The following is a 26,329-nucleotide window of genomic DNA, read 5'->3' on the forward strand; positions in this document are numbered from 1 at the left end:
TCGCCACAGATTCCACAGATTCGCTTGATTCTATTCCAATAGCCAAGAGCCTATAGCCTGATCCTCAGCCCCCGACCCCTGATCCCCAAATGCTATGCTCTATGTTCTTCTTTTTTGACTTCATCCCTCATAATTCATCCTTCATTCTTATGAAATAAGCCTTAGGCCACATGCACAATCGGCGTTTTTTCGGTAAACTGCACATATGTTTTGTTGTAGGAGGAAGCCCATGCTGAAAACCCAAGCCTATGCTGCATTTAATCACGTTGCGCCGTTTGCCCCCTTCGAATTCGAGCGCCGCGATTTAACGCCTACTGATGTTCAAATTGAGATTTTATACTGTGGCATTTGCCATTCTGATTTGCATCAAGCACGTAGCGAATGGGATGGCACCGTCTACCCAATTGTGCCTGGCCACGAAATTGTTGGCCGCGTGCTGGCCGTTGGCTCAGAGGTACGCAAATTTCAGGTTGGCGATACGGTTGGCGTAGGCTGTATGGTCGATTCATGTGGCCAATGTGCCGATTGCCACGATCAGCAAGAGCAATTTTGCCCCAAAACCACTTATACCTACAATAGTCCAGATGCGCACACTGGCGGCGTGACCTATGGCGGCTATTCAAGCCAGATTGTGGTTACTGAGAATTTTGTGTTGCGCATCGCCGATCATTTGGATTTGGCTCGGGTTGCCCCATTGCTCTGCGCTGGCATCACCACCTACTCGCCATTGCGCCATTGGAATGTGCAGCCAGGCCAGAAAGTTGGCGTAGTTGGCTTAGGCGGCCTTGGCCATATCGGGGTCAAAATTGCCAAAGCTATGGGTGCTGAAGTCGTGCTCTTCACCACTTCGGCGCATAAAGCTGCCGATGCTGAGCGCCTAGGCGCGACGGTGGTTATCTCCAAAGATCCTGCTGCGATGCGCAGCCAACGCAATAGCTTTGATTTTATCCTCAATACCGTCTCAGCTTCACATAATCTTGATGATTATTTGAACCTTTTGAAACGCGATGGGACGCTTTGCCTCGTGGGCGTTCCCGAAAATCCCCATCCAACCCCGAGCTATCCCAACCTGATTTTTCGCCGCCGTCAGTTATCTGGCTCATTGATCGGTGGGATCGCTGAAACCCAAGAGATGCTTGATTTTTGTGCTGAACACAATATTTTGGCCGATATCGAGCTGATTGGCGTGCAACAGATCGACCAAGCCTACGACCGCATGCTCAAAAGTGATGTCAAATATCGCTTTGTGATCGACCTCGCTAGCTTGAAAGCAGAATAAGCAGTTGCTTGTTGCCAACAGTTGCAAATACACTGCGGCTGTTGGCGCTTGGATTAAGGATGATTCATGACACCCACTATTTCGCTTGATCAAGCCCGGGCAATTGCGATTGCCGCCCAAGGCTTAGATCGCCGCCCAAGCGTTGTTGATCAAGCAACCTTGCACCAAACCATCAAGCGCATGCAAATAGTCCAAATCGATACGATCAATGTTGTGGCGCGTGCGCCCTATTTTGTGCTCTGGAGCCGTTTGGGCAATTATGATCCAGACTGGTTTGATCAGTTGCAGTTTCCGGCAGGCCAATTATTTGAATATTGGGCCCATGCAGCCTCATTCTTGCCGATCGAATTATTTCCTTTGCTGCGTCCGGCGATGTTGCGCTATACCACCCACGGCTGGCCCAAGGCGCGGCAATGGCTTGAAGAACATAAAGAGGTTGTTGATCATGTGCTTGCGACGATTCGTGAGCGTGGCCCATTGCGCTCGGCGCATTTTGAAGCGCCTGTTGATCACGCTGGCGGCGGCTGGTGGAATTGGAAGCCTGCCAAATCGGCGCTCGACTTGTTGTGGAGCATGGGCGAGTTAATGATTATCCGCCGCGAAAAATTCCAGCGCGTTTATGAGCTGACCGAGCGGGTTATGCCCAATTGGGATGATCGCGACACCCCGAGCTTCGAGGATGCAGCCGAGCAGCTCAGCGAGCGCGGCTTGCGCGCAATGGGCATTGCCAGCGAGCGCCATCTGCCCGATTACTTTCGCCAACGCCGCCCAGGCATCAAGGAACGTCTGCAAACATGGGCCGCCGAAGGCAAAGCAATCGAGGTCAACGTCGAAGGTTGGAGTGCGCCAGCCTATATCCATCATGATCAGCGCCATTTGCTGGAGCAAACGCCAACCCCAAGCCTCACCACCATGCTTTCGCCCTTCGATAACCTAATTTGGGATCGCCAGCGCACCATGGATTTTTGGCAGTTTGATTATAAAATCGAATGCTATACCCCAGCACCCAAGCGCCGTTATGGCTACTTCACCTTGCCAATTCTCTGGAAGGATCGAGTGATTGGGCGGATTGATGCCAAGGCTGAACGTAGTGCAGACATTTTTCGCGTCCATGCTTTGCATTTGGAGCCAAACATCACACCAAGCCCAGCCTTGTATGACGATTTGGCCGTGATGCTGCGCGATTGTGCCAACTGGCATCGCACGCCAACGATCAGCATCACCATGAGCGACCCGCCGCAGGTTGCCGCCGAAGTTCAAGCGCGAATTAGCTAGGCCACGCTGTGGCATTTTTTGGATTTTATTGACATAATTAAATTTGTGATTTAGTTTTACGCTTATTTGCTTCCATTTGGCAGTACCCGACCGTTGGGCAGAATATAGGGCGTAGGAATTGAAGGATCAAGCGTTTCGATCATAGGAGACATAGGGATTGGTTCATGGATGGGATTGGTATAGAGTGCATACTCATGATTGGTGAGCGAAAGATACTGCCGCATCTCTATGTCATTAATCCACGTCGCACTTGATTGGCCATTCAGCACAATCATAATTTTGTTATCGGGTTGCAAGCGGCTACGATCAACCGAGAGATCAACAATGAATGGTACATTCGGTACAATCGCCGTTGTGGCAAGCGGTTGCAATTGGGTATCAATCTGGTGACCTGTACTGATGACCGCCGTCACGTGCTCAAACCAGAGCGAATGATAGAGGGTAATTCTGATATCAATCCGTGCTGGATCGGCTAATGGTTGAAGCTGCCAATCAGCATAGTAGCCAAATTCTTCATAATGAGGAATATGCGGCGGGACTGTTGGAAAGTCGAAGGGTATATTATTCGTTTGCCCAAACTCGACAACCCTGCCACAACCAACAAGTAGCAAGGCAAACACTGCCAATCGTTTGAAAATCATGCGCTTTCCTCCAAATAAACTCAATTAGGATGTTGACGACATCTTAGTTGAGTCCTTTTGTTGATCCAGTGTTAGCATATGGAAATTGGGGTGGAGTGTGGAGCAGCATAACAGCAGGTTGCTTGCAGCTTCAGTGCAGCTAACCCATTCAAGGGTAGCATCCTAGTAATGTATTCCGAAGGAATTGTATGCAACCCATTCAACTGCGGCCAATTTTGATTGAGCATCAAGCCCAATTAGCAGCGTTGCTTGCAGATTATCTGGCCGAGCTTGATCCTGCGTCAGGGCCAGCGTATCCCTATTTGGCGAGCTATTGGGCAGATCCTGAGCGCGTGCCGTTGTGGATTGTGCAAGAAGAGCAGCGAATTGGCTTTGTGCTGTTGAATCGTTATGCTTTGTTGCCCCAAACTAGCTTGGCGATTGCTGAATTCTACATTGAGCCAACTGTTCGACGTCAAGGTGCTGCACGCCAAACCGCGTGGCTCTTGTTCGATCGCTTTCCGGCGACGTGGGAAATTCGCTGTTTAGCGAGCAATGCTGCTGGCCTCGCCTTTTGGCAAACTACCCTCGATCAGTATCTTGGCCATGCCTGCCCAGCCTTGGATGGTACGACTTATGGCTGGGATGGAACGATCTGGAGTTTTGTGAGCCGCTAAAAAGCGTCGTTGCTGGTATACTGATAGGTCATTCCAATTTGGAATGGCCTATTTTGTGCTGAGTGCTGCACTATCCAATTGCTGGATGAACCTAGTAGAATCAATGCTGATTATTTGCAGGCATAAAGGATATCGTAGCCACTATGAAGATTGCTTTTGAAATTCGCCCAGTGCAGGCAGACGAAGAATGGGCGGTTGCTCACTTGTTTGAAGCCTTACACCACTATAACACATTGCTTGACCCCTACTTTGGCTTAGCCGAAGATTGGCGCGAGCTGTTACATGATTTTTTAGTCAACCAAGTGCTGGATACCAGTGGGATAACGATGCTAGCATGGCATGGTAACAGGCCAATTGGCCTGTTGATCGTCACTGGTCAACAAGATTCAGCCTTATTTAAACGCCGCCGTTGGGCCGAGTTACTGGCATTGTATGTTGAGCAAGATTATCGTAGCCAAGGCGTGGCGCAAAGCTTGCTCAAGCTAGCCCAAGCATGGGCTAGCAAGCAAGGGTATCAACGCATCCAGTTGTATGTAACTGCGAGCAATCATCGCGCCAAACGCTTCTATCAAGCGCAAGGCTGGCAGTGTGTGCAAGAAATTTGGCGCTTAGGCCTCGATCAATCCCAGCAACCAGATGATTTTGCCGATCAGTTGATCATGTGTTCGAGTAATGAATGAGCATAAGCGAAATTGATTAAAAATTAAGCTTGATTAAGCTGGATATATAGCTATACTGCCAAGGGGTGAGAAAGTACTACTCGTTGCTCACCATAATCTAGGATCAAAGGGCTTGAAATCTTGGGCAAAGCTTGCTACACTGCGTCGTTACAATCGCCAAAACATCTGTCCTATACCACATGGGTGATTCTACCCAAAGGAGGTTCGGCATGGCCGTTGATTCGAGTGCCTTTATTGTAGTACCAGTGGAAGCGACCGTTCCGGTTTTATGGCGAGCAATGCGCAGTATTCGCACCAGCCTCAACATTACCAGGATCTATTGGCATCCAGATGAACATGTTCGTGATGGCTGTCATTTTCGGTTAGAAGTGCCTGTTGCCCAACTTCACGATCCCGCTACCGCCCGTGGGCGCATTCAGTCGATTTTGGTTGACCATGGAGCAGCCTTATTGTAATGAAGCATAGAACACGATGGGCGATTGGACAGCGTATCAATGGCGATACGCTGTTGTTTTTTTAGGGTGGCTCGTTTAAGCTAGCCCAAGCATAACTATCTGATGAGGTATTTTGCATGCCAGCATTTCAGCATTGCCATTGGTGTGGGGCGGCATTCGATCGGTTGCAAGGCTTTCCGCGCAACTGTCGCGTTTGTGGCAATTCCACCTATCGAAACCCAATTCCGGTCAGCGTTATTTTAGTGCCAGTTGATAATGGCTTGTTGACGGTACGCCGTGCAATCGAGCCACGCAAAGGCCAATTAGCCTTGCCTGGTGGCTTTGTCAATTTCGATGAGAGTTGGCAGGCAGCAGGCGTGCGTGAGGTGTTCGAGGAAACCAATATTCAGCTTGCGGTGCAAAGCATTCGCGATTGGTGGACGCGTAGCACACCTGATGGCATGATTTTGATTTTTGGCTTGGCCGAGCCAATCAGCCGCGCCGCGATTCCAACTGATTTTGATCGCAGCGAAACCGAAGAATTAGTCGTGATTGATCGCCCGCAAGTGTTGGCGTTTCCGTTGCACAACGAGGCTATGCAGGCCTATTTTGAGCGCTTGCAAGCTTGAACTTGGCAACATAGTGGCTGCTTCCAATAATGCCAGAAGCAGCCAGTTTTCATAATCAATTGAGGGTTGAATTGCCAACGCTTAGCGTTGCATCGTCAGTTGATATGGCCCCAAGAGCGCGCTAGGAATTTCAAGTGGTTGGTGTGCGGCAGCGTGAATGCCACTAGCTCCATGATCAATGATTTGATATAACGCGACGTTGGCCGCTGTGTGGTGAAGGCGAAGCGTGAATGTCTGAGCGGCTTGGTGTGCCTCAATCGTCTGTGCTTGGGCTTGCTCTACCCCGGCCAATGATTGTGCCGTTAATAGCGCAACCACCAGCAGCATCGTAAAGCAAATGCTTAAACTGCTAACAACCAATGCCCGCATAGATGCGTGTCCTTAAAAAAGTTAACGATTATGCTGCAATGTAGTAGATTTTGTTGCATTTGCCTATAGTGCAACAGTCCTACTTTGCTATAGTTTCACTGCGAATCAGGCGCTTGCTCAGCATCATCTTGGGCACGAATTGCTGCCGTATATTCAGGGTGCTGCACAAAGTGACCATCCTGCAAAATTTCGCTATCCCATGGGTTCATAATCAATTGATCTGAGAGTAGCCCAACATAATCGGGCCGTGGGCTAGCCCAGGTATGGGCATATAAGGCAGCAGTTTTGACATCAGCAGCACCCATATCGCGCACAACCAAGCCAGCAACCAACAGCGTTTGGCCCGAATCAGCCATCTCATCGACAATCAGCACCCGCCGATTGCGCACTTTTGCTGGTGGTTTGACCAACCACGATGGATCTCGGCGCACAACTTGATCTTCAAAGCGCCTGGTTAAGCGAATTGGGTAGAGTTCGCGGCGCAAGGCGTAAGAAAGCAAGGTTGCTGGAAATAAGCCACCTCGCGCAATCCCCAAGATCAATTCTGGTCCCCATGGGGCAATTTGCATGGCTAGTTGGCGAGTTATTTCCTCGAACCGCTGCCAACTAATCGGGTCAACGCCGCGACGGGTGCGATAATCATACGATGCCATAAAGTGTGCTCCATTGAAAAACGAGCGCATAGCGTGGCTATGCACTCGCTCGATTTGGCTGATTCAGCGCGGTTTAGGCGATGGTAACGTCTTCGCACAAGTACACATCTTGGATGGCTTGCAACAAGGCTGCACCTTCGGCTATTGGGCGTTGGAAGGCTTTGCGGCCTGAGATCAAGCCAGCCCCACCACCACGCTTGTTGATGACGGCGGTGCGGATTGCTTCGGCGGTGTCGCTTTCGCCGCTTGAAGCCCCACCTGAGTTTATCAAGCTAGCGCGGCCCATATAGCAGTTGGCAACTTGATAGCGTACCAAGTCGATTGGGTGATCGCTGGTCAATTCGCTATAGATCCGCTTGTCGGTTTTGCCATAGGGGTTGTCTTTTGAGGTAACTGCGTTGTAGCCGCCGTTGTTTTCAGGCAATTTTTGCTTGATAATGTCGGCTTCGAGCGTTACTCCCAAGTGATTGGCTTGGCCAGTCAAGTCTGCTGAAACGTGGAAATCGGTGGTTTCGTTTTTGAAGGCATTGTTGCGCAAGTAGCACCACAAAATTGTGGCCATGCCCAACTCGTGGGCCATTTTGAAGGCTTGGGCAACTTCGACGATTTGGCGGCCAGATTCTGCTGAGCCAAAGTAGATCGTTGCGCCAACTGCAACCGCGCCCATTTCGTGAGCTTCTTTGATCGTGCCAAACAAGATTTGGTCGAACTTGTTGGGATATGACAAAAATTCGTTGTGGTTGATTTTGACCACAAACGGAATTTTGTGGGCATATTTACGGGCAACTGCGCCCAATACACCAAAGGTTGAGGCAACGGCGTTACAGCCACCTTCGATGCCAAGTTTGACAATATTTTCTGGGTCAAAATAGGCAGGGTTGGGAGCAAATGAAGCACCAGCTGAGTGTTCGATGCCTTGGTCGACTGGCAAAATTGAAAGATAGCCAGTGTTGGCCAAGCGGCCTGTGCCATAGAGGCTTTGCAAGCTGCGCAATACTGGAATACTGCGATCTGAGGCCGTCCAGACCCGATCAACAAAATCTGGCCCTGGTTGATGGATCAAATCTTTGCTAATCGTTTTCGATTGATGTTCTAAGAGTGACGATGCTTCATCGCCTAATAATGCTGCAATACGGTCAATCATTGAGAATGCTCCTTATGGCTGACAACGCGCCCATTATAGCATGCCGCGCGCAACCACTGGGGTGAGGAAACACTACCCATAGTGACCTATTCGCTACTAGGCTGAGCATTGCGCATGCGAATCATCGAAAATTGCAATGTTGATTGGGCTACTGCCTGCTGCAAGCGCCATAAATTTGGCATAATATGCAATTCAACTCCCAAACCCACTAGTTGCCCCAATAAATCGTCAATTGGATGCAGTGCTCCTGGCCTGACCGTGCGCAAGCTGATCCAATAGCCTGCCGCTGGATCTGATTGCTGAAAATCAGCCTGCGAAAATTCATAGGCATACAGCTTGGTTGAACGAATCCGTTCGAGCCAAATATGCTCAACTGCAATAATCGTGGGGGCGGTGCTTAGCCCAAAGAAACGCGTTTGATCCGCTGGGCTGGTGTGCTGATCGCAGCGAATACAGATCCGTGGGCAATCACGTGGCAACAAATAGTTGACCACATGACTGCCTTGAATTGCCCACACTAAATCTGGATGTTCAGCTTGGCGCGGATGCGGACGTGGCGTAAATTGACTAATCGTGGCATCTTCGCTGAGATGATAGAGCGCCTCAGATTGTGGCTGCCACAATTTAGCCATGATTCGCTCCTGGCACAAGCATGCTCATAGTCCGCAAATCAACGTCATCGCGCACAATATCCATCAAAATTTCGTCGTAGCGTTGATTGCCAAGCGGAATCGCGCCGCGTACCCGACCTGCCTCGCGAAAGCCAGCCCGTTCGTAAGCGCGGCCAGCGCGCGTATTGTAGCCGTAATACCAAAGCTTAATATTGTACAAATTGAGGAAGAAAAAGCCATATTCGGCCATCAAGCGCACAGCCTCGGTACCATAGCCTTTGCTGCGTTGGCTCGATTCGCCAATCAAAATGCCCAGCGCAGCGCTTTGGCGCCGATGATTGATTTCAAACAAACTAATGTTGCCAATCGGCTGGTGAGTTTCTTTGATATGAATCGCGAAGGTAATCCGTTCAGCATTTTGCTTGGACGCTTGTTGATACCAGGCTTCTTCATCTTCGAGCGTGGCGGCAAAACCGATTGCGCCCAAATTGGCGGTCATGCCAAGGTCGCTAAACCACCGCACATACAGCGGAACATGCTCATGGCGTAGGGTCGCAAAATAAATTTGTTGGCCCGTTACCACTGGATAAACTGGATTTTCACTGCTCATAACGACCCTTCTACAAGGCTGCAATTGTGATTATTGATTATAGGCCTTGCAGGCGCGCAAGCATCGGTTTTGCGACTGAGTTTTGGCGTAGCCTCAAAGCCCTGGGTTGCCAGCGTTTGGGCGTTTTCAGCCAATTTGAGGATTCAGACTATTGATGGTAGTTTTCGCACTTGAATCACAGTATAATCAAGCGAACAACCCACATCGTAGCCATGCAACGCGCTTAAAACGCATGGATTGACCTTACAACGCTGATAAAAAAGCTCTGAAAGGAACCCAAAATGCAGCTCCCAAATCAACCGTATGTGGTAATTGTTGACGATCAGCCAGCCGCAGCCTTGGGCTTACAAGCAGCGATTGCCGACCAACAACTAAGCTTGTTACGCAACCTTAGTTATAGTTGCGATCGCGTTAGTTCGGTGGGCGATCTCGAACGCCAATTAGGTTTGTATCCGCCGCAAAGTATTCGTTTGATGGTGGTTGATTATGCGATGGTTGGGCGCACGCCGCTGCACATTATTTATCGCTTGCGTACCAGCCGCAGCTTGCACCCAGCCTTGCATCCCGAAGCCTTGCTGATTGGCTGGAGCGCCTATGAAGATGTTGATTCGTTGTTTCGTTCGGTCGGCTTCGATGGTTTTATTAGCAAGCATTTAGATCAACGTGATGTTGTCCAAGCGATCGAATGGATGTATCAGCAACGTTTGCATGGCGCTGGCTGGACGAGCGTTGGTTTGCCTTTGCCATGGGCTACGTCATCGTTAATTGCTTGAATGCATGGCAGGGCGAGGCTCGTACATGCGCCGCCATGGGCGTGATTTTCAAAGCTAACCCAGCCTTGATGTAAGCGTGCAACTTGCATAATTAATGCTAAGCCCAAGCCGTTGCCGCCGAGCTTGCCGCTCCAGCCAAGCACTGCTGGAATTTGATTGGTAGCGAGGCGTTGCAGCAATTCTTTGGGGTAGCCTGTGCCATGATCGCTAATCGTAATAATCACCATCGCTTGCTTAACGCTACATTCAAGTTTAATCTGCTGCTCGCTGATCAGGCTGGCTTCGATGGAATTTTGAATAATCGTGCGCAACGCCAAGCTCAGAAACAAATCATTGCCTTTGATTAAGATTGGGGCTTGGTTGCAGCCCGCTAGCTGCAAATAATTTTGATCAAACTGATGGGCGGCGCGCACCTCATTGACGATTTTGTGCAACAGCTCGGCTACATTCAGCGTTTGCAGTTGTTGTGGTTGCAACACTCCCTCGCGGGTCAAAATTAATAATTGGCTCGTTAATTGCTTAAGCTGGTGGGTTGTGGTTTGTAATGCTGCCAAGGCTTCGCTGCTGCTAATGCCTGCATTCTGCTGGGGCACATTGGCCAAAAAGCGCTCGAACATTGGCACTAAGCCTTCTAAGCCGCTGCTATAGCCGCGCAGTTCGTGCTGAAAAAAGCGAATAAATTGGCGCGCTTGTTGTTCTTGTTCCAGCTGGGCTTCGGCCTGCACCTGAATTTGAGTGGCACGGCTGGCCGAACTGCGCAATTGCCACATGGTCAAAAATAAAAGCAAGTTGAAGACAATCACCGCTGGATTAATTAAACTCCAGCCTGCTGGATGCAAGATGCTGGCGATCACCAGAAAAAGCGGATAGCTGAAGATTGGCCATAAGCGCCCAGTTGTAATAATTGCCAGCAAAATCGGCACGGTGATTAAGATAACCGCTGCGCTTTCTAGCTTAACAATACTCAGCGCAATTAAACAGGTTGAGGTCATGCTGAGCACAATTAACCAGCGTGGCCAAGCCAATTGTGGGCGGCGATAGACCAACCAACCAAGCCAAAATAGATACAATGCCAGGCTAAAATCGATCCAAATTAAGCTCTTTGAGGTGGTTTGATCGAGGCCAGCTAGCCCTAAACTGCCCACGCCAACGCTAAAGCAGGCAATTAACCATGTGATCCACGGCAATGGATCAAGTTCTTGGCCAATGCGTTGATAGGCCTTAAGCCACGATCGGAATACATTGCCCCATACATCCTTCATGATTGCTCCACGGATAGCTGTGGCTACCGATTGTTGGCGATCAGTGGTTGGGCCATGCTGCTTAGGCTTCGTGGGTTTGGGCAAGGCCAACACCGCTGAGGCGCGCCATAAATGTGCAAATCACGTCACGCATCCACGATTGCAGGGCTGGCGGCGTTTGTTCTTCGCACGCTATTGCAATCTGGTTCAAGCGATCAAGGGTTGTGGCTAATCCTGCTTCAAGCACATGCTGGTTAAGTTGCTGGAGCGTTGGCTGGTGGGTATCGCTCAACAAGGCTTGTTTTTTGCGCCAAAGTTGGCTAATGAAGCTCGCTAACTGAAGATTATTATCACATGCATCAGCAAGCGGAGCAATAACCCGACCGCGCTGAAGATCGCATCCTTCGCCAAATTGCACCCGTTGTTCTAAAAGGCCCACCACATCGTCAATATCTTGCATTATTTGGGCAAAGAAATAGGCTGAAGTTGCAGGAAAGAGCGGTTGTCGATGGTACATCAGCGCCAAATTGAGCGCAAATTCGGTCGCAATTTGGCCTTGGCGATAGCGCTGTTGCATCCATTCTTCCCAATGGGCTTGCTCGGGGTAGCTATGCTCAACTTCCCAAATTTGCAGCGCGCCTAATTCACGTAAAAAGTTCATGGTTGGCTGCACTAAGCGCGGGTCGATTTGCACCGCTAATTCTGCAACGGTGGCAGTGAGGCTGGTGGCAATTGGCGTGGCTTGGGTTACGCCAAAACGGGCGGGAACTGTTGCCCGTTCCGAGCGTCTGCTGGCAATATCAACCGTATCATCCATTACCGCCACTGCTTCCATGGTTAACATAATCACTGGTAATGCACGTTGATGGGCTGGCGTGATGCCACCTAATTGCTCGGCCAAACTTAAATAGAGCAAAGGCAGCAAAATAAACGATGGCTGTGGATTATCCACGACCACATAATCCCAAACATGTTGCAAAGGAGCTGGGATATTGAGCTGGTTGAGCAAACGCCGCGCGACCTGTAGGTGCGGAGCGAAGCTTGCTTGAGAACGTTGAAAGATGCCTTGAAACTTTTGTGGGAAACGGATCGTGGTCTCTGACATACAAACCTCGCGCAATCGCTGAAGGTTCGCGAGTTACGGTGTAAGATTGTAATGCTGCTGCTCACCGAACCAATTAAATAATTTAGGATCTTTATTCTTTATTAACAATGGAGTTAATACAATCGCTCAAAATGTTCACGTTTTGTCGTACTTCTGTAAGAATATGGCTAGTACTTCTAGTCAAGTACTTTTATCCTTAGGAAAACTAAAAAAGACTAGGCCAAAGCCTAGTCATTGTTTGGGACGTGCTTAATAGTTAATCACAGAGTAGGAGTGAAGTACTTGCTCGATCTGTAAGGATTGGCAATAAAAGCTTAAACGTGCTCTTTTTTGCTTAATTGTCGCTAAAGAGCGTATTTTATTAAGGATAATTAATTATTATTTACTCACTCGTGATTATTTTGCATAAATAATGACATTGTACTGCTGAATAGGCTTGATTGAAATGGTTGGGGGCTGAATAAGCCAATTGATGGCCTAAGTGCAGGCCAATTAACAATAAAAGCATACACAGACCAACCAACAAAAGATTACCTTGGCGTTGCGATTTTATGAGTGTTGCGTCCATCTGCTTGCTCCTAGGGTTCAATTGTGGCCTTTTAGGCTTGATAGTAGCAGTATGGCAAGCCAACATAACCGAAAAGTTAACGAGTAACCCGCTTATTCAGTGCGCTCGCGCAAAATTTGATTGAGCAACTGTATTTGTTCTTGTTGTAATTGTACGAGTTCGCGCCATTGAGCTTCGCGTAAATCATCGATTTTGTTATGCAGGCGTTGAATTTCCAATTCGGACTTGAGGTTAATTTCGTAATCGTGGGTTGCGTCAAGCCGATCTTTGGCTGCCTGCCTGCTTTGCGACATCATAATAATTGGGGCTTGGAGCGCCGCAACGCTCGATAAAACCAAGTTCAGCAAAATAAACGGATAAGGATCAAACGGGTGGGCCAGAAAAAGCCCGTTGATCAGCATCCATGCTAATAATGCTGTTGAGAAGCCAATTAAAAAAGGCCATGAGCCACCAAAGGACGCCACTTTATCCGCCACCCGATCGCCAAAGCTTTGGGTTTGCTCAAATTGATGATTGGTATTTTTGCTAATGGTTGGGTGTTCGATAAAATGCTTGATTAATTCGCGTTCACGCTCGGCTAGCGCATTTAATGCTGCATTTTGATCGGCATCAGGCATCTGGTCGGCCATACGTGTGTTTCCTACATGATTGGCTATAAAGGCCGAATTGCAACGCCACTGCAAGCCAGCGCATATTCTAGGCCTGCTTGGAGATTGGCGCGGGTAATAATTTCGCTCAAATCAATGCCCAAATGCACCATGGTTTGGGCAATTTCGCTGCGAATCCCCACTATAATCACTTGCGCCCCAAGCAAGCGGGCTGCATTCACTGTTTTAAGCAGATGATGTGCCACGCCAGTATCAATTAATGGCACCCCAGTCAGATCGAGAATAACCATTTGGGCCTTGAGATTGGTAATCTCTTCAAGTAGGCGCTCGATCATCTGCTGAGCACGGCTGCTATCAATGACCCCAATCAGCGGCACTGCCAAAATTTGCTTGTAGACGGGAATAATCGGCAAGGCCAGTTCGCTCAAAATCGCTTGTTGGCGGTCAAGCTGGCCAATTCGTGCTCGATCATAGCCGCGATACAAACCAGCGAGGCCTGATTGAATAACTTTGAGCGCTTGGCGCAACAGGGCAATTTTATCGCTGGGCTGATCGAATTTTTCCAGCAACATTTCAACCCCACGTTGATGCCAAAGCAGGACTAATTGCTCAAAATCGTCGATTGGTAGTCCTTGCATGGCTCGTTGGTAGGCCCCTTCTTCGAGGTGGGTGCGATAAAAATGGGGTTCTGGCTCATCCAAATCCAAGCCAAAGGCGTGGACGGTGATTAGCACCCGTTGGGTTAATTGCTGTTTTGTCAGTGGAATTTTGCGATAGCCTGGAATCTCCACCAAGGCCCGATCAACTAATTGATGGCTCATGGATTCTTCCATGGCAATAAAAACACTGCCGAAGGACATTATATGCTCCTAACCCACATGATTGCTGGTGGCAATGAGCGTAGTGTTTTAGTAGGATGTGGCATTCGATAATACCATACAACCTTGGGCTAGCGTGCAATTTTAACGAGGCTGGGTTGCAACTCCCGAAGCTAAATGCTTGAACACATTCAATTGTGCCGAATTGATGGCGTAGTCTGGGTTCGCTCGCCGCATGCATTGGCTGACTATCTGCCCACGCTTCAGCCCGAAATATACACTGAATTCATTTGGATTCAACACTTGACAAATGGTGCTGATTTTGCTATAGTCATGTCAAACCTTCTCCTCTCTCTTCTCTCCCACAAGCGGCTCCATTTTGCGAGCCGTTTGTGGTTTTAGGCGTTTTTTGCCTTTATGCCGTATTCATCAACCCTCCTTTGGGTGAGCTAGCGCCCCGCAACGAGGGAGCAAATTGCCTGATTTTATCGATTGGTAGTAATCCTTTTGGTAAGGCTGAACCACTACACTAGCATTTGTCGGTAACCCAACCAAGCCTAGTACTACGGGATGTGATCGGCCAAATATCCCCCCAATAGGTTAGCATCCAAGGATTAACCCTTTGGCGTATGGTTGGCACTGAGACTATTAAGCTAGAGCTGTGTTCATTCCCGCATGGTCATAGCATTCACGCGACCTCCTGAACCGTTGCATTACTTAAAGGAGCACCACGATGATTCTTGCACTTGATATTTCAGCCGCCAATTTGGGGATGGTTATCTTCGAGCGGGCAACAGCCCGAGTTGTTGAACATGCCCATCTTGACCTTGATGCCCGTCGTTGTACCCCCAAGCAACGAATTATCCTCGCAGTTCAATCATGCCAACAATGGTTACGGGATTACCCGAAATTGGTTGAATGTGTGATTAACGCCCCAGTGCCCAAAACTCATCCTGCTGATTTGATTGCATGTCAACGGATTGTGGGCGCGCTGATTGGGCTGATTTATGGCACCGGCTTGCCTGTAACCGAAATTTCGCTGGCAACCGCTAAGCGTCAATTGATCGGCCATCAATACACCGATCGCGCTAGCCTCATGCAGGCTGCTGCCATGTATTTTGATACAGACTACAGCGAATACGAAGCTAGCGCTTTGGCGTTGATTGTGGGCTACAATCAAGAATTGTTCAAACGCAACAAGCAACAAGTGGCCGATATGCGTCATTTTGCCTTGCTTAAGGCTTAATTGGGTTTTTGAGCGATGGGGATAAAGATTTGAAGATCTTGCGGGCGACCATCGTCGATCCAACTTGTCCAAGCGCTTGTCGCATCATTGCGAAACGTTCGATAGAGTTTGCCATTGCTTGCATTGGCAATCACCATGGTTCCAGTATCAAGATAATGCGCAATCGCAACTCCAGTGGCGGCTGAAGGCAATTCTGCCAACATCATAAAACTACTCCATCCGCCACTCTCCCATGTGCGAACCCAAACAGCGCCAGCGGTATCGCTAAATGTACAGCTTAGGGCATTGCTTGCTTGGCGATGACAACTTGTCTGATGCAACAAACTCGAACTTGGATTGCCATCATCAACCCAATCGAACCAAGTTCCGCCTTCATAGAAGCGACGATAAGCATGGCCATCGCTGCCAATCGCATAGATCATGACATTATCTGAGCCATAGTTGACCGCAGCCAAGCCTTTGAAGGGACCCACGCTGATAAAAGCCCCAAGATCACTCCAAACTGTCCAGGTGCTGCCATTCCAGACTTTTTGCCATAAATGGTTATCGCTCGTGCGCGCAAAACACTGGATAGAGGTTGCTGAAGCCGACGTACAGCTTGTTTCGTAAATATCGGCTGTGCCCGGCCCGCCAAGGCTGTTCCAACTACTCCAGCTTGTACCATCCCATGTGCGTTGATATAGATTAATGAACGAGCCTTGCTTGCCACTAACAAAAATATCGAGGCTTGTGCTGCTGCGCGTAATCGCGCTTACCCCACCACCTAGGTCAAGGCTGAATTGGCTTAATCCTAAGCCTTGCCAATTGCCCCAGCCTGCACTACTTTGCCACGAACGCTGCCAAACTTGCTTATCATCACCAAGCACAAAGCAGTCGATCCGTTCGCTACTTGGGGTAGCACAACTGATCGAGCCACTCGGCGCAATCGTTAAATCGTGTGGGCTAGCAGCACTTACTGTAAATGGCAGGAACATTAATCCGCTGACCAACCAGCCAAGCAATCGCCATCGTGCAATCATCGTCAATCCTCCTAAAATCAATATCGATCGATTCATTGCTAGCATAGCAATTTGGGGCTTGACACAATATGCCAAAAATTGTCAAATAGAGCGGTTCCAGCAAGATCAGGAGTGTGTATGAAGACCCAGCGCTTAGAGGCGTTCAGTGACGGTGTGCTCGCAATTATTTTGACGATTATGGTGTTGGAGTTGAAGATTCCCCATGGCGATACATGGGCCGATATTAAGCCGCTCGTGCCGATTTTGCTGTCGTATATCTTGAGTTTTGTCTACATCGGCATTTATTGGAACAACCATCACCATATGTTGCATGTGACCAACCGCACCACTGGCGCAATGTTATGGGCCAATTTACACTTGCTGTTTTGGCTCTCGCTGATTCCGTTCACCACCGGCTGGATGGGCGAAAACCACTTTGCCGCAATTCCAACGGCAGCCTATGGGTTTGTGATGCTGGGTTCGGGGGTGGCCTATTGGATTTTGCAGCGCACGATTATTCGTAGCCAAGGCTCTAACTCAGCGCTTGCCAAGCTCGTTGGACGCGATCTTAAAGGCAAGCTTTCGCCATTGCTGTATACCTTGGCAATTGCGGGGGCGTTTATTCATCCAGCCATAGCGGGCTTTTTATATGTGGTAGTTGCGGCGATCTGGTTGTTGCCAGACCGCCGGATCGAGTTGCATCTCGCTGAGGTTGAGCAGGCAGAAGCTTAATTAACTGGCAACCGTTTGGCTGCGCAAGAGCATTGGCTCCATATTCATCATACTTATTAATCCTGCTTGGAGTGGCTCAAGCTGTTGATTCAGCTCGTTGAGGCCTTGCGAGCCTGTGCCCATGCTATATTTGCGTGGGCGCAGCTCGCTGGGCAAGCCCAAAATTTCGTGAATTTTATTGCCAACATCGACCGGATTATCAGCATGTTCAAGCCCAGTGACGATGCCAGTGCTAATCGCTTGGGCATAGTGACCAGCCACGCCATAGTCTGCATTCAAGCCTTGATTGGCAGCGACTTGGATATTGGCGCCAAACTTCGTCGCATACCCACCTAATTGTAAAATCACGCTATCGATGCCAAGCGCAGTCAGTTCGTAGGCCATGCCCTGGGCCAAATTTTCTTCAGCAGCTTTGCTGGCCCCATACGCTGCCAACAAGGGCACGACGATTTGGGTACTGGTACTAGAGATTGTAATCAAAACGCCAGCTTGTTGTTGGCGCATCAAGGGCAAAACAGCCTTGGTAACTCGAAAGGCCCCAAACACATTAATCTCAAACAATTGCTGCACTTGCTCGATGCTACAGGCCTCGGCCAAGCCTGCCAAACCAGCACCAGCATTGTTGACCAAGCAATCGAGCCGCCCAGCTTTGGCCTGAATTGTGGCAAGCGCTTGATCGACCGAGGCTTGATTGGTTACATCAAGCTCGATTGGCTCGATGGTTAAGCCACGTTGGCTGGCAAAATCACGTAATTCTTGCGCTGCTTGAGCATTTTTGGCATTAATGCCCCGCATCGAGGCAAAAACCATATGGCCATGTTGAGCCAAGGTTTCAACAATTGCCCGACCTAACCCACTGCTACTGCCAGTAACCAAAATTGTTTGCACGGATGGCATAAAAATCCTTTCTATTTGTACACACTATAAACTAGCTATATAGATTAATTCGCCTTATAGAGAGGGCCAAACAGCAGCAAAATCTGACACTTTTTTTGCCTTGCCTGCCACATTGCGCGCCGAGCGGGGTATACGCCTAGCGCTTGCTTAGGACTTATAGACCTTGACAAGGGCTTTTGGCGTGCTGATAATGGCATATCAGCCAATCGCGGAAATCGTATTTGCCATTATTTCTTTTTGTTCATGGAGGTTGCCCATGGTTCAGCGTTTACCCCATCGAGGAGCTAGGTTGCGTCGATTAAGCTATTTCAATGTCGTCTTGCTGCTGCTTCTCGCTGCTTGTAGCACCGGCCAAGCAACCCCTACGCCAGCCCCCAAAGATTCGGTTAAGCTTCAGCTCAACTGGGTCTACGATTATTCGTCAGCAGGATTTTTTGCAGCTGAAAAGAATGGGCGTTTTAGCGAGCAAAACTTGAATGTCGAATTGATTGCTGGTGGTTTTGATGATAAGGGCTATATCGATGGTACTGAACAAGTCAGTAGCGGCGCTGCTGATTTTGGGGTGGCCAGCGCCGATAGCGTGATTCAAGCTCGCGCCAATGGCAAGTCTGTCGTTGGAATTGCAGTGCTAACCCAAAATAGCCCGCTGGCGATTCTTTCGTTGCCTGCTGCCAATATTCGTACTCCCCAAGATTTGGTGGGCAAAAAAGTCTTGGTTTCGGAAGGTGGCGCAACCCAGCTGTACAACACCTTGCTCACCGCCCAAGGCATTGATTTGGCTAGTGCTAAGCCCTTGCCGCGCTTCGACTCGGGGATTGAGCAACTCATCAAAGGCGAGATTGATGCCTTGGTGGCCTGGAATATCAACGAAGCAATTGAATTGAGCGAACGTGGCTCGCCACCTTCAATTATGTTGTTCAGCGATTATGGTATCAATAGCTACGAGTTAGTGTTAATTACAACTGAGAAAATGGCGACCGAAAATCCCGATCTGGTCACGCGCTTTCTTAAGGCGACGTTTAAAGGCTGGAATGATGTGATTGCGAATCCCAATCAGGCTGTTGATTATGTGGTCAGCTACGATTCCAAGCTCAACCGCGATGCGCAACTGCGCCGTTTGAACGAGTTAACTAAATTGGTCAAGCCCGCAAATACCAAAGTTGGCGATATGCGGCCTGACCTGTGGTCGTTTACCCATCAAATGTTGCAAACCCAAGGCGCACTCGATGGCCCAATTGAGTTGGGTCGCGCCTACTCAACCTTGTTTCTTGATGTGATTCCTGATCGCTAGAACCAAAAACCACGAAAACCCCTGATCGCACCTACAGCGATTGGGGGTTTTGCTTTGAGCAACGTATCAGTTGGTTATCATCAACCAACAGTTTTATTTTGATTATGCTTAGCTTCTTGATCGATCAAGGAGATTTGATGGCTACGCGAACGATTTATTTAGTCCGTCATGGACAATATTACAATCAAGCGCTTGCATCGGCTATGCCCGACGGTAGTTTGAGTAAATTGGGCCAGCAGCAAGCCCAAGCGTTGGCTACTCGCCTCGCAGCGTTACCAATTGAGCACATTTTGCATAGCCCAAGCATTCGTGCTCGTGAAACTGCCGCTTGGATTCAGCAACAGCACCCGCGGCTGCAACTTCAGCCAGAGCCACTGTTGCTCGAATTGATTCCATCGATTCCAAGCGAACCAGCCTTGTCGGAATCGACGCAAGCTTTTTTTGCTCAAATCGAGCCACCGCTCATTGACGCTAGTGCGGCCCAGTTTGCTCAGCTTTGGCAACGCTATTTTGGCCCAGCCCAAACTGATGATCATATGTTGCTCGTCAGTCATGGTAATTTGATTAGTGCCGTGGTGGCGGCAATTTTTGGCGCAGCCAGCACCCATTGGATCAATGCTGATATTCAACATTGCGGCTTAACCGAATTAACGATTACTGCCCAAGGCTGGCGACGCTTAATTCGCCATGGCGATGTTGGCCATTTACCATTGGCTCAACAGACCTTTGTTTAAAGGAAGGCAGAAGGCAAAAGGCAGAAGGCAAAAGGCAGAAGGCAAAAGGCAGAAGGCAAAAGGCAGAAGGCAAAAGGCAGAAGGCAAAAAGAAGAACAGAGAGCATAGTATTTGGGGATCAGGGGTCGGGGACTGGGGATCAGGCTATAGGCTCTTGGCTATTGGAATATAATCAAGCGAATCTGTGGAATCTGTGGCCAAAAACATTCTTCGTGAGCTTAGTAGATCGGAAATTTAACGCAGCGGGGCAGAGGAACGATGGCTTTGGGTATTGGCTAACGGAACATGCTTCGTGAAATTCGTGGAATTCGTGGCGAAAAACGTGTTGCTATGGGCTGTTGGATATTGGGTCTGCTAAAACATAATCATAAAAATCTGTGTCAAGCTGTGGCTAAAATAATTATTCGTGGCTAAAAATCGTGCTTCGCGAGCTTCGTGCTCTTGGCGGTTTCTGGCGTGTGCAAGCTTGGCTGATTTCATAAACTGGCGCCTGAACCCTTGCCCCTGAACTCTTCATTACAATTTGACAAAAAAGCCCTGACTCGGTATACTTGGAGACGCTGTTTGGGCCGGTAGCTCAATGGTCGAGCATCTGACTCTTAATCAGCTGGTTGTGGGTTCGAGTCCCACCCGGCTCACCAAACACCTAGGACGTAGCATCAACGCTACGTCCTATTTTTGTGTTCCTTCACAGCTTTTTATCGATCACAATTTGGGCCATGGTGGCAACACAGCGCAGCCAAACGAGCATTTCGCGCCAAGCCTCGGCTGGGTCGTCGATCCGTTGCTCAATATGGGCAATGCGGGTATTGCGGATTTGGTTGACGCGATTGAGATCGGTGTACAGTTGGCGCATGGTTTTGTTGTCGAATTCATCATGCACGTCTTTCCACACGCCGCCAAGCCGCTCACGCCCGTTGAAGGTGTAATCGAGACAAAAGAGCAAATTACCCAGCTTTTGAATTGATTTTTTCTCCACGAGATTCATTTTGAGATAGCGCCCATTGCGCTCAAAGGCACTGCGCTTGCCCGGGTTATAAACATTATTCAGCGCTGGAAAGAAATAGCTGTCATAATCAAGCGCGTTGCTTGGGAGATACGGGTTAATGCCTTCTTCAAGAATTCGCAAGGCGTAAATGTCCAATGGGCCTAGCAAGGGCTGAAACGCATGGGCCAAATCGCGCATGTGCTGTTGCTCTGCATATTCAAGCAAGCCAATTGCTTGGCGCATGACGTTCACTAAGCCAGTTGGCGGGGTTTTGCTAATTCCTGCTTCCTTCAATAAACGCTCAAAACTATCTGGTTGTGGCTCAAGCGGGGTAACTGGCAGCACAAGTTGCGCATCGCCGAGCAAGGTGCTCAACGATGGTTCACTGGCGCGGGCTAGTTGCTCCAAGGTATCGGGCGCTTGCTGTTGGAAAAGATGATACGGCACATAGATATAGCGCCATTTGCTGCCGCTTTGGCTGGCAACAGCACACCATTCGATCGCTGCTTTGCCCTTAATTGGCACAAGCAGATCTTCGCGGCCTTTAAGTTCCACGAGGCTGTAATTGCCATTTTTTTGGCGAATGAAAAAATCGGGAATGTAATGTGCTCGTTGGCCATCTGGGCGAATGTAATCGATCATCAGCCGCTGCGGGCCGGTATTTTTGGCAAAGGCTGCAATATCATCAGCGTAATTGCAAAAATCGACAAACTCTTGTTCAAATTCATTGTCGCAGGGCACAAGGTTGAACATGGTGCGATTGGCGGTTACAACTGGGCGCTTGTCGGTGTTGCTTGCTTGAAATGGCTTCCAACCCGAAAGCAACAGGCTGCTGTTTTGGTTGCGCCGCTCAACTTTATGCACTAGTTTTTGCAAAATTAATGGCACAAAGGTCGCACGAATATGCTCATGCACATCAAGGTCGCGCATGCGATGGTCGATTTCGCCATTAAAGCGGTTGACTGGCCGCTCAAACAGCACGCTGCTGATAAAATCTTCGATTAACGGCACAAGGCTCTGATAGCTGGCTAAATGACAAGCACGCCCGATCATTTGGGCAAAGTAGTTGCTGGCGGTGTAGGCAGTTTCGAGCAAGCCCATATCGATTTTGTAGCTCGCGATTTGTTCGGCGGTAAAGAGATGGCGTTCTTTATAATCGATTTGGCCATGGCGCGGTTTGCCAATTGGTAATGGCGCAAAGCGTTGGCGAAAATAGCTTTGAATTTCTTCAAAGGGAATTGGCGGCAGTTCGCTCAGTGTTTCAACTGCGTCGCTGACTTGGGGAATGCTAATTTCGAGATTGCTAACGGGCTTGCGCTCGTGATCAACAAAGATCGTGACGCTTTGATTAACGGCTGCACTCAGCGGCATAATCGCTACATCGAGGCCTTCTTGGGCTAATTCATCGGCGTAGAGCCTGCTAAACGCTGGGTGATGTACCACCGTCACTGTTTCAGGCAAATCGCCTTGCGGCACCATGCGCCGTAAACCGCGCCCAAGGGTTTGCTCGGGCAAGATATTGGCTTTAGAGGTATAGGGACGCAACGGCACAATCGTGGTTACGTTGCGCACATCCCAGCCTTCACGCAACATCATCACTGAAACCACACAGCGATAGGGGCTATCAGCTTGATCAAGCTCGCGCGAGAGTGTGCGCAAGGCTTGCAGATCGTCAGCGCTCATTTTATTTTCGTTTTCGACAAATTCTTTGTATTCTTTGCCGTTGCGTTTGACCGTTTTGATGCTGCCTGTCAGTTTGGTGTGAATGTTGAGCACCCGCCCTTTGAGCAAGGGAAATTGATCGCTGTTGAGATAATCGCTGATTTCATTGGCCGATTTGGCATCTTCGGTCATGACAAACAGAATTGGCTTGCGGGTGGCTTGCCATTCGTCGTAGGAACGGCGGTAGCGCTCGTAGCCTAGTTGCAGGTGAATCGCAAAGCGTTGTTGGGCTGGCGTGTTTTTATCGCCTTGTTCAACGAGATCGTTGGATTCGCCGAGTACTGGCACTTTGATAATGCCGCCATCAACTGCCTCGCCCAGCGGTGTATCGCAGATGATATGCCGAAAAAGGCTGCCATCGTTGTGCTTGGGCGTTGCCGTCAAATCAATTTGCATGCTGATGCCTGCATTCCCACGCCCAAGGCTGGTTGTATGCAGGCTTTCAAGCGCGTTGTTCCAGGCATTTTCTTCATCGTGCAGGTGATGCGCTTCGTCGTTGAGCACTAAAATGCGCGGATGGCTACTGATGCGTTGGCGCAGCGCCGCGCCTGTATCCAAGGCGCGTGCCGCTTGGACGCTAGGGCCAAACAGGCTGCTGGTGCTCGGAGTGGCGTTGCTTGGGGCTTGGCGTTCATACAAGCGATGAATATTGGTCAGATATACCGCGCCATGGGTGCTGGCTCCGCCGGAGCTATCTTGCAGCACAACGCTCATTTGAAAATCGTTGCGCCATTCTTCAGGAATTAATGGATCGTTGTAGAAAATCGCATTGTTGGCAAAATCATCTTTGAGCCGCTCGTAGACGGTTAGGTTGGGCGCAAGCAGCACAATATGGCTGGCAAGCTCGGAGTTTGGCTCGAATAAGCTATGAAAGTAGCTCCAAACAATCAATAAGCTCATAACTTTGGTTTTGCCAACACCAGTGGCCACTTTAAGGCAATATTTGGCCCAACGCAGTTGTTCAGGGGTAATGCCTAAGGCTAGATTTTGGCTAGCATCGTCGCCATATTCAAACAATAGCTCAGCATCGTTGCGGGTATGGCGCAATTCATAGAGGTAGATGATGCTCTCGACTGCTTCACGCTGCGCCCAGTGATAGCGAAAAATGCTTTGGCTGCCATCAGCGTGGCTTTGCAGATGCTCGCTGTTGAACCAGTAATTGAGCAGGCTCCGCGAGGTTTCGCTGACCCCAGCATAGCCACTGAGGCGCCATTGATTGACTTGTTGGCGAATCTGGTTGACGAGCGGCGCTTTGCTTGGCCGCCGACCAGGCGCAATAATCGCCGCACTACCAGCCAACGGGTTTGGTTGGCGATGCATGGTTGGCTCGATCCATGGCTTAAACAGCGGTTGGAGGGCGCTGAGATTGCGTTCATCAAGATTCATGCGTTTGCTCCACTTGCTTGGACTGTGAGCACGGTGGTGGTATCAACGCCAAACACGTCGATCACTTTGACGCAAATGCGATAGGTTCCAGCCTGCTCGTATTGCCAATTGAGGTCGGTTTGCTGTTTCAGGCTGCGATCTTTGCGGGTGCGAAAATCTTGCCAGTGATGTTCAAATGGCTTGCCTTCGCTCCAGTTAAAATCAACCGCCCAAAAATCGATAAAATCAAAGGGGGAGTTGATCGCGCGTTCGCGCAAGGCGGCAATTTCTTTGCTGGGGGCTTCGGCCAACGATGGGCTGAAACGGGCCAGGGCGACGTTGAATTGGCCTTTGCTGTTGATCAGCGCTTCGGCACTGAGGCTGCCAGTTTCAAAAAATTGCACTTCGTTGCGGTTGGCTTCCATAATTTCGCGTGGAATGTATTTGAGTTTGATGCTTAAATGCTGCTCGGCTTCAATGCGCGATTTTTGGGTCGCTAGATCCATGGCAAATTCCCAAGCCAAGCAATGTAACTCGCGTGCGCCAACTGCTGAAGCTGCGCGCGCCACATGCTCTAGCTCATCCAAGGTAAAGATGCCATCGATTTGATCAACATGGACATAAGCTCCGCTTTTGGTGGCGTGCAAAGCTGGATGCGGCGGGTTGGCGATTGCAGCAGCTTTGTAGAAGCGCAAAACGAGGTTGCGATGCTCGTCGTCGGCGCCGCGCAGCCGATCGCGTTGCCACCATTGGCGTTCGTAGCGCCCAAGGTTATAGACATCGAAGGAGCGGTAGGCTTGGTTGTTGGTGTGCAATTCGCGCTGCACGCTAATGAGGCGTTTGCGGCTGGTATGAATCGCGTAGCGCCCAAGATCGATGCCAATCCAGCGCCGCCCAAGCTTTTCGGCAGTGGCTAAAGTTGTGCCCGAGCCACAAAAACAATCAAGCACCAAATCACCTTCGTTCGATGAGGCTTTGATAATGCGTTCGAGCAAGGCTTCGGGTTTTTGGGTGGCGTAACCTGTATCTTCTCTCGCTTGAGAATTGACAGGAAAAACATCAATCCAAAGATCATCTACGATTTTTTGAGTTGATTGATCCAAATATTGTTTTTTTCTTGGAGATCCGCCCGATGTAAATTCAATTAAACCATCGATCATTGCTTGATCAATTCTTTCTTGTGACCAAATCCAGTGTTTTCCTGCACCTGGATGTAGAACTTTCTCGCCAAATTTTCTGGCTTCGCCTTGACCCTCTTGTATAAGGCTTACCAATTGGTATCGTCTGCCTGTAGAAGATTCAATCTTATCAAATTTCTTTTCATAATCACTATTCTGTGCAGTAAATTGTTGATTAAATATATTATTCATTGATTTAGAATACATAATAATAGAATCATGAACATTTCCAAAACCGCTACTTTGTGCCTTCACAACTCTAATCTTTTTCCAAATAATATCGCTATTGAAACAATCTGTATTAAAAACTTCATTAATGATTGATCGAAGTAAATAATTCATCCGCCAATCGCAATGCACATAAATGCTACCAGTATCGCTGAGCAATTCGCGGAGCAAGGTCAAGCGTTCATACATCATATGCAAATACGAATCGGTGCCTTTGCCCCAGGTATCGCGATAGGCAACTGCTTCGAGGATTGATTGCTCTTTTTCAACGGCCTCGCCCTCGTCGCCAATTTGGACTTGCATGGTAAAATCGGCGCCGACATCGAAGGGTGGGTCGATATAAATCAAATCGACCTTGCCGCGATAGCGTTCGAGCAAGGCAGCCAAAGCCAATTTATTATCGCCCCAAATCAACATATTGCGAAAATCATCGCGATGGGCTGAGCGTTGAAAGGCGATTGCATCGAAGGTTAATTGGGTAGCTTTAGCGCGATCCTGTGGCTCGTCGATAGTTTCAATGCGTTGCAGTGGTAAGTTACTGTGAGGCAAATTGATTGGGCGACGATTGCCATATTCATCGTATTTACCTTCCCACACCAGTTCAGTTTTGAGCTGCGAAAGCGGGTGGGGGTTTTCGGGGCCATAGCTTGGTTGCTGACTCATGAATCCCTCGTTGACACAAAATATTGCTCGTTGCATTGTACCATTCCATAGAGCATAGAGCATAGATACGCTTGATGTGAGTTATGATGAAAGCATTGCTTGACAAACAAGGACGGAAGTCCCACGATGGAAGTGCTTACCCACCATCCGAAGGAGTTCCGTCCATGGCTAGTATAGCATTTTCTGACCTGAT

The 26,329-nt window shown here is 49.1% G+C and carries 26 protein-coding genes and 1 tRNA gene; 12 read left to right on the forward strand and 15 right to left on the reverse strand.

Annotated elements, in window-relative coordinates:
- Positions 1 to 229 precede the first annotated feature (229 nt).
- Together SE18_RS06180 and SE18_RS06185 are read left to right on the forward strand one after the other, a co-directional pair.
- Complete coding sequence (locus tag SE18_RS06180) at positions 230 to 1,279, forward strand: NAD(P)-dependent alcohol dehydrogenase (RefSeq protein WP_054533558.1); 1,050 nt, start codon at positions 230 to 232, stop codon at positions 1,277 to 1,279.
- 66 nt (positions 1,280 to 1,345) lie between these two features.
- Positions 1,346 to 2,554, forward strand: a complete 1,209-nt coding sequence (locus SE18_RS06185) for a winged helix-turn-helix domain-containing protein (protein ID WP_054533559.1) — start codon at positions 1,346 to 1,348, stop codon at positions 2,552 to 2,554.
- Positions 2,555 to 2,616: 62 nt separating this feature from the next.
- Here the strand turns inward: SE18_RS06185 and SE18_RS06190 are convergent, their stop codons facing one another.
- A complete protein-coding gene (locus SE18_RS06190; protein WP_054533560.1) occupies positions 2,617 to 3,195 on the reverse strand; it encodes a hypothetical protein in 579 nt (192 codons plus the stop codon).
- 188 nt (positions 3,196 to 3,383) lie between these two features.
- Between SE18_RS06190 and SE18_RS06195 the strand changes: the two genes are divergently transcribed.
- The 4 genes from SE18_RS06195 (at position 3,384) to SE18_RS06210 (ending at position 5,594) form a co-directional block, all read left to right on the forward strand.
- The gene (locus tag SE18_RS06195) at positions 3,384 to 3,851 is read left to right on the forward strand and encodes a GNAT family N-acetyltransferase (RefSeq protein WP_054533561.1); all 468 of its coding nucleotides are present in this window, start codon (positions 3,384 to 3,386) and stop codon (positions 3,849 to 3,851) included.
- Between the two features lie 143 nt (positions 3,852 to 3,994).
- Complete coding sequence (locus SE18_RS06200; protein ID WP_054533562.1) at positions 3,995 to 4,531, forward strand: GNAT family N-acetyltransferase; 537 nt, start codon at positions 3,995 to 3,997, stop codon at positions 4,529 to 4,531.
- Between the two features lie 209 nt (positions 4,532 to 4,740).
- The gene (locus tag SE18_RS06205; protein WP_054533563.1) at positions 4,741 to 4,986 is read left to right on the forward strand and encodes a hypothetical protein; all 246 of its coding nucleotides are present in this window, start codon (positions 4,741 to 4,743) and stop codon (positions 4,984 to 4,986) included.
- Between the two features lie 116 nt (positions 4,987 to 5,102).
- Positions 5,103 to 5,594, forward strand: a complete 492-nt coding sequence (locus SE18_RS06210) for an NUDIX domain-containing protein (RefSeq protein WP_054533564.1) — start codon at positions 5,103 to 5,105, stop codon at positions 5,592 to 5,594.
- 81 nt (positions 5,595 to 5,675) lie between these two features.
- On the opposite strand, the gene SE18_RS06215 is transcribed toward SE18_RS06210, so the two are convergent.
- The 5 genes from SE18_RS06215 to SE18_RS06235 all read right to left on the reverse strand — a co-directional run bounded on the left by SE18_RS06215 (position 5,676) and on the right by SE18_RS06235 (position 8,981).
- The gene (locus SE18_RS06215) at positions 5,676 to 5,963 is read right to left on the reverse strand and encodes a hypothetical protein (protein ID WP_054533565.1); all 288 of its coding nucleotides are present in this window, start codon (positions 5,961 to 5,963) and stop codon (positions 5,676 to 5,678) included.
- A gap of 95 nt (positions 5,964 to 6,058) precedes the next feature.
- Complete coding sequence (locus tag SE18_RS06220; RefSeq protein ID WP_054533566.1) at positions 6,059 to 6,616, reverse strand: phosphoribosyltransferase; 558 nt, start codon at positions 6,614 to 6,616, stop codon at positions 6,059 to 6,061.
- A gap of 73 nt (positions 6,617 to 6,689) precedes the next feature.
- Positions 6,690 to 7,760, reverse strand: a complete 1,071-nt coding sequence (locus SE18_RS06225) for a class I fructose-bisphosphate aldolase (protein WP_054533567.1) — start codon at positions 7,758 to 7,760, stop codon at positions 6,690 to 6,692.
- Between the two features lie 86 nt (positions 7,761 to 7,846).
- On the reverse strand, positions 7,847 to 8,392 hold the full coding sequence (locus SE18_RS06230; protein ID WP_054533568.1) for a DUF6886 family protein: 546 nt from the start codon (positions 8,390 to 8,392) through the stop codon (positions 7,847 to 7,849).
- Entirely contained in the window at positions 8,385 to 8,981 is a 597-nt protein-coding gene (locus SE18_RS06235; RefSeq protein ID WP_054533569.1) for a GNAT family N-acetyltransferase, read from the reverse strand. The genes SE18_RS06230 and SE18_RS06235 overlap by 8 nt, the downstream gene beginning before the upstream one ends.
- A 281-nt stretch (positions 8,982 to 9,262) precedes the next feature.
- Here SE18_RS06235 and SE18_RS06240 point away from each other — a divergent pair, with 281 nt between their 5' ends.
- Positions 9,263 to 9,754: a response regulator gene (locus SE18_RS06240; RefSeq protein ID WP_054533570.1), complete on the forward strand. Its 492-nt coding sequence runs from the start codon at positions 9,263 to 9,265 to the stop codon at positions 9,752 to 9,754.
- On the opposite strand, the gene SE18_RS06245 is transcribed toward SE18_RS06240, so the two are convergent.
- The 5 genes from SE18_RS06245 to SE18_RS06265 all read right to left on the reverse strand — a co-directional run bounded on the left by SE18_RS06245 (position 9,676) and on the right by SE18_RS06265 (position 14,136).
- Positions 9,676 to 11,016: a sensor histidine kinase gene (locus tag SE18_RS06245; RefSeq protein ID WP_152976563.1), complete on the reverse strand. Its 1,341-nt coding sequence runs from the start codon at positions 11,014 to 11,016 to the stop codon at positions 9,676 to 9,678. The genes SE18_RS06240 and SE18_RS06245 overlap by 79 nt on opposite strands.
- 61 nt (positions 11,017 to 11,077) lie before the next feature.
- The gene (locus SE18_RS06250) at positions 11,078 to 12,100 is read right to left on the reverse strand and encodes a polyprenyl synthetase family protein (RefSeq protein WP_054533572.1); all 1,023 of its coding nucleotides are present in this window, start codon (positions 12,098 to 12,100) and stop codon (positions 11,078 to 11,080) included.
- A gap of 382 nt (positions 12,101 to 12,482) precedes the next feature.
- Entirely contained in the window at positions 12,483 to 12,668 is a 186-nt protein-coding gene (locus SE18_RS06255) for a hypothetical protein (RefSeq protein WP_054533573.1), read from the reverse strand.
- Between the two features lie 92 nt (positions 12,669 to 12,760).
- Entirely contained in the window at positions 12,761 to 13,297 is a 537-nt protein-coding gene (locus SE18_RS06260; protein WP_054533574.1) for a DUF1003 domain-containing protein, read from the reverse strand.
- Positions 13,298 to 13,320: 23 nt separating this feature from the next.
- A complete protein-coding gene (locus SE18_RS06265) occupies positions 13,321 to 14,136 on the reverse strand; it encodes an STAS domain-containing protein (RefSeq protein WP_054533575.1) in 816 nt (271 codons plus the stop codon).
- 691 nt (positions 14,137 to 14,827) lie between these two features.
- Between SE18_RS06265 and SE18_RS06270 the strand changes: the two genes are divergently transcribed.
- Entirely contained in the window at positions 14,828 to 15,340 is a 513-nt protein-coding gene (locus SE18_RS06270) for a hypothetical protein (protein ID WP_054533576.1), read from the forward strand.
- On the opposite strand, the gene SE18_RS06275 is transcribed toward SE18_RS06270, so the two are convergent.
- Complete coding sequence (locus tag SE18_RS06275) at positions 15,337 to 16,359, reverse strand: hypothetical protein (RefSeq protein ID WP_054533577.1); 1,023 nt, start codon at positions 16,357 to 16,359, stop codon at positions 15,337 to 15,339. The two genes, SE18_RS06270 and SE18_RS06275, sit on opposite strands and share 4 nt — an antisense overlap.
- Before the next feature lie 117 nt (positions 16,360 to 16,476).
- Here SE18_RS06275 and SE18_RS06280 point away from each other — a divergent pair, with 117 nt between their 5' ends.
- Positions 16,477 to 17,070: a TMEM175 family protein gene (locus SE18_RS06280; protein ID WP_054533578.1), complete on the forward strand. Its 594-nt coding sequence runs from the start codon at positions 16,477 to 16,479 to the stop codon at positions 17,068 to 17,070.
- Here SE18_RS06280 and SE18_RS06285 read toward each other — a convergent pair whose 3' ends face one another.
- Complete coding sequence (locus tag SE18_RS06285) at positions 17,071 to 17,967, reverse strand: SDR family NAD(P)-dependent oxidoreductase (RefSeq protein ID WP_054533579.1); 897 nt, start codon at positions 17,965 to 17,967, stop codon at positions 17,071 to 17,073.
- A 289-nt stretch (positions 17,968 to 18,256) separates the two neighbouring features.
- On the opposite strand from SE18_RS06285, the gene SE18_RS06290 reads away from it, so the two are divergent.
- The 3 genes from SE18_RS06290 (at position 18,257) to SE18_RS06300 (ending at position 20,633) form a co-directional block, all read left to right on the forward strand.
- Entirely contained in the window at positions 18,257 to 19,258 is a 1,002-nt protein-coding gene (locus SE18_RS06290; protein ID WP_236706814.1) for an ABC transporter substrate-binding protein, read from the forward strand.
- 137 nt (positions 19,259 to 19,395) lie between these two features.
- The gene (locus tag SE18_RS06295) at positions 19,396 to 19,992 is read left to right on the forward strand and encodes a histidine phosphatase family protein (RefSeq protein ID WP_054533581.1); all 597 of its coding nucleotides are present in this window, start codon (positions 19,396 to 19,398) and stop codon (positions 19,990 to 19,992) included.
- 566 nt (positions 19,993 to 20,558) lie between these two features.
- Positions 20,559 to 20,633, forward strand: a tRNA-Lys gene (locus tag SE18_RS06300).
- Between the two features lie 47 nt (positions 20,634 to 20,680).
- Here SE18_RS06300 and SE18_RS06305 read toward each other — a convergent pair.
- On the reverse strand, positions 20,681 to 24,088 hold the full coding sequence (locus tag SE18_RS06305; protein WP_054533582.1) for a DEAD/DEAH box helicase family protein: 3,408 nt from the start codon (positions 24,086 to 24,088) through the stop codon (positions 20,681 to 20,683).
- On the reverse strand, positions 24,085 to 26,136 hold the full coding sequence (locus SE18_RS06310) for a site-specific DNA-methyltransferase (protein ID WP_054533583.1): 2,052 nt from the start codon (positions 26,134 to 26,136) through the stop codon (positions 24,085 to 24,087). The genes SE18_RS06305 and SE18_RS06310 overlap by 4 nt, the downstream gene beginning before the upstream one ends.
- Between the last annotated feature and the right edge of the window lie 193 nt (positions 26,137 to 26,329).

The sequence above is a fragment of the Herpetosiphon geysericola genome (assembly GCF_001306135.1).
Lineage (GTDB): Bacteria > Chloroflexota > Chloroflexia > Chloroflexales > Herpetosiphonaceae > Herpetosiphon > Herpetosiphon geysericola.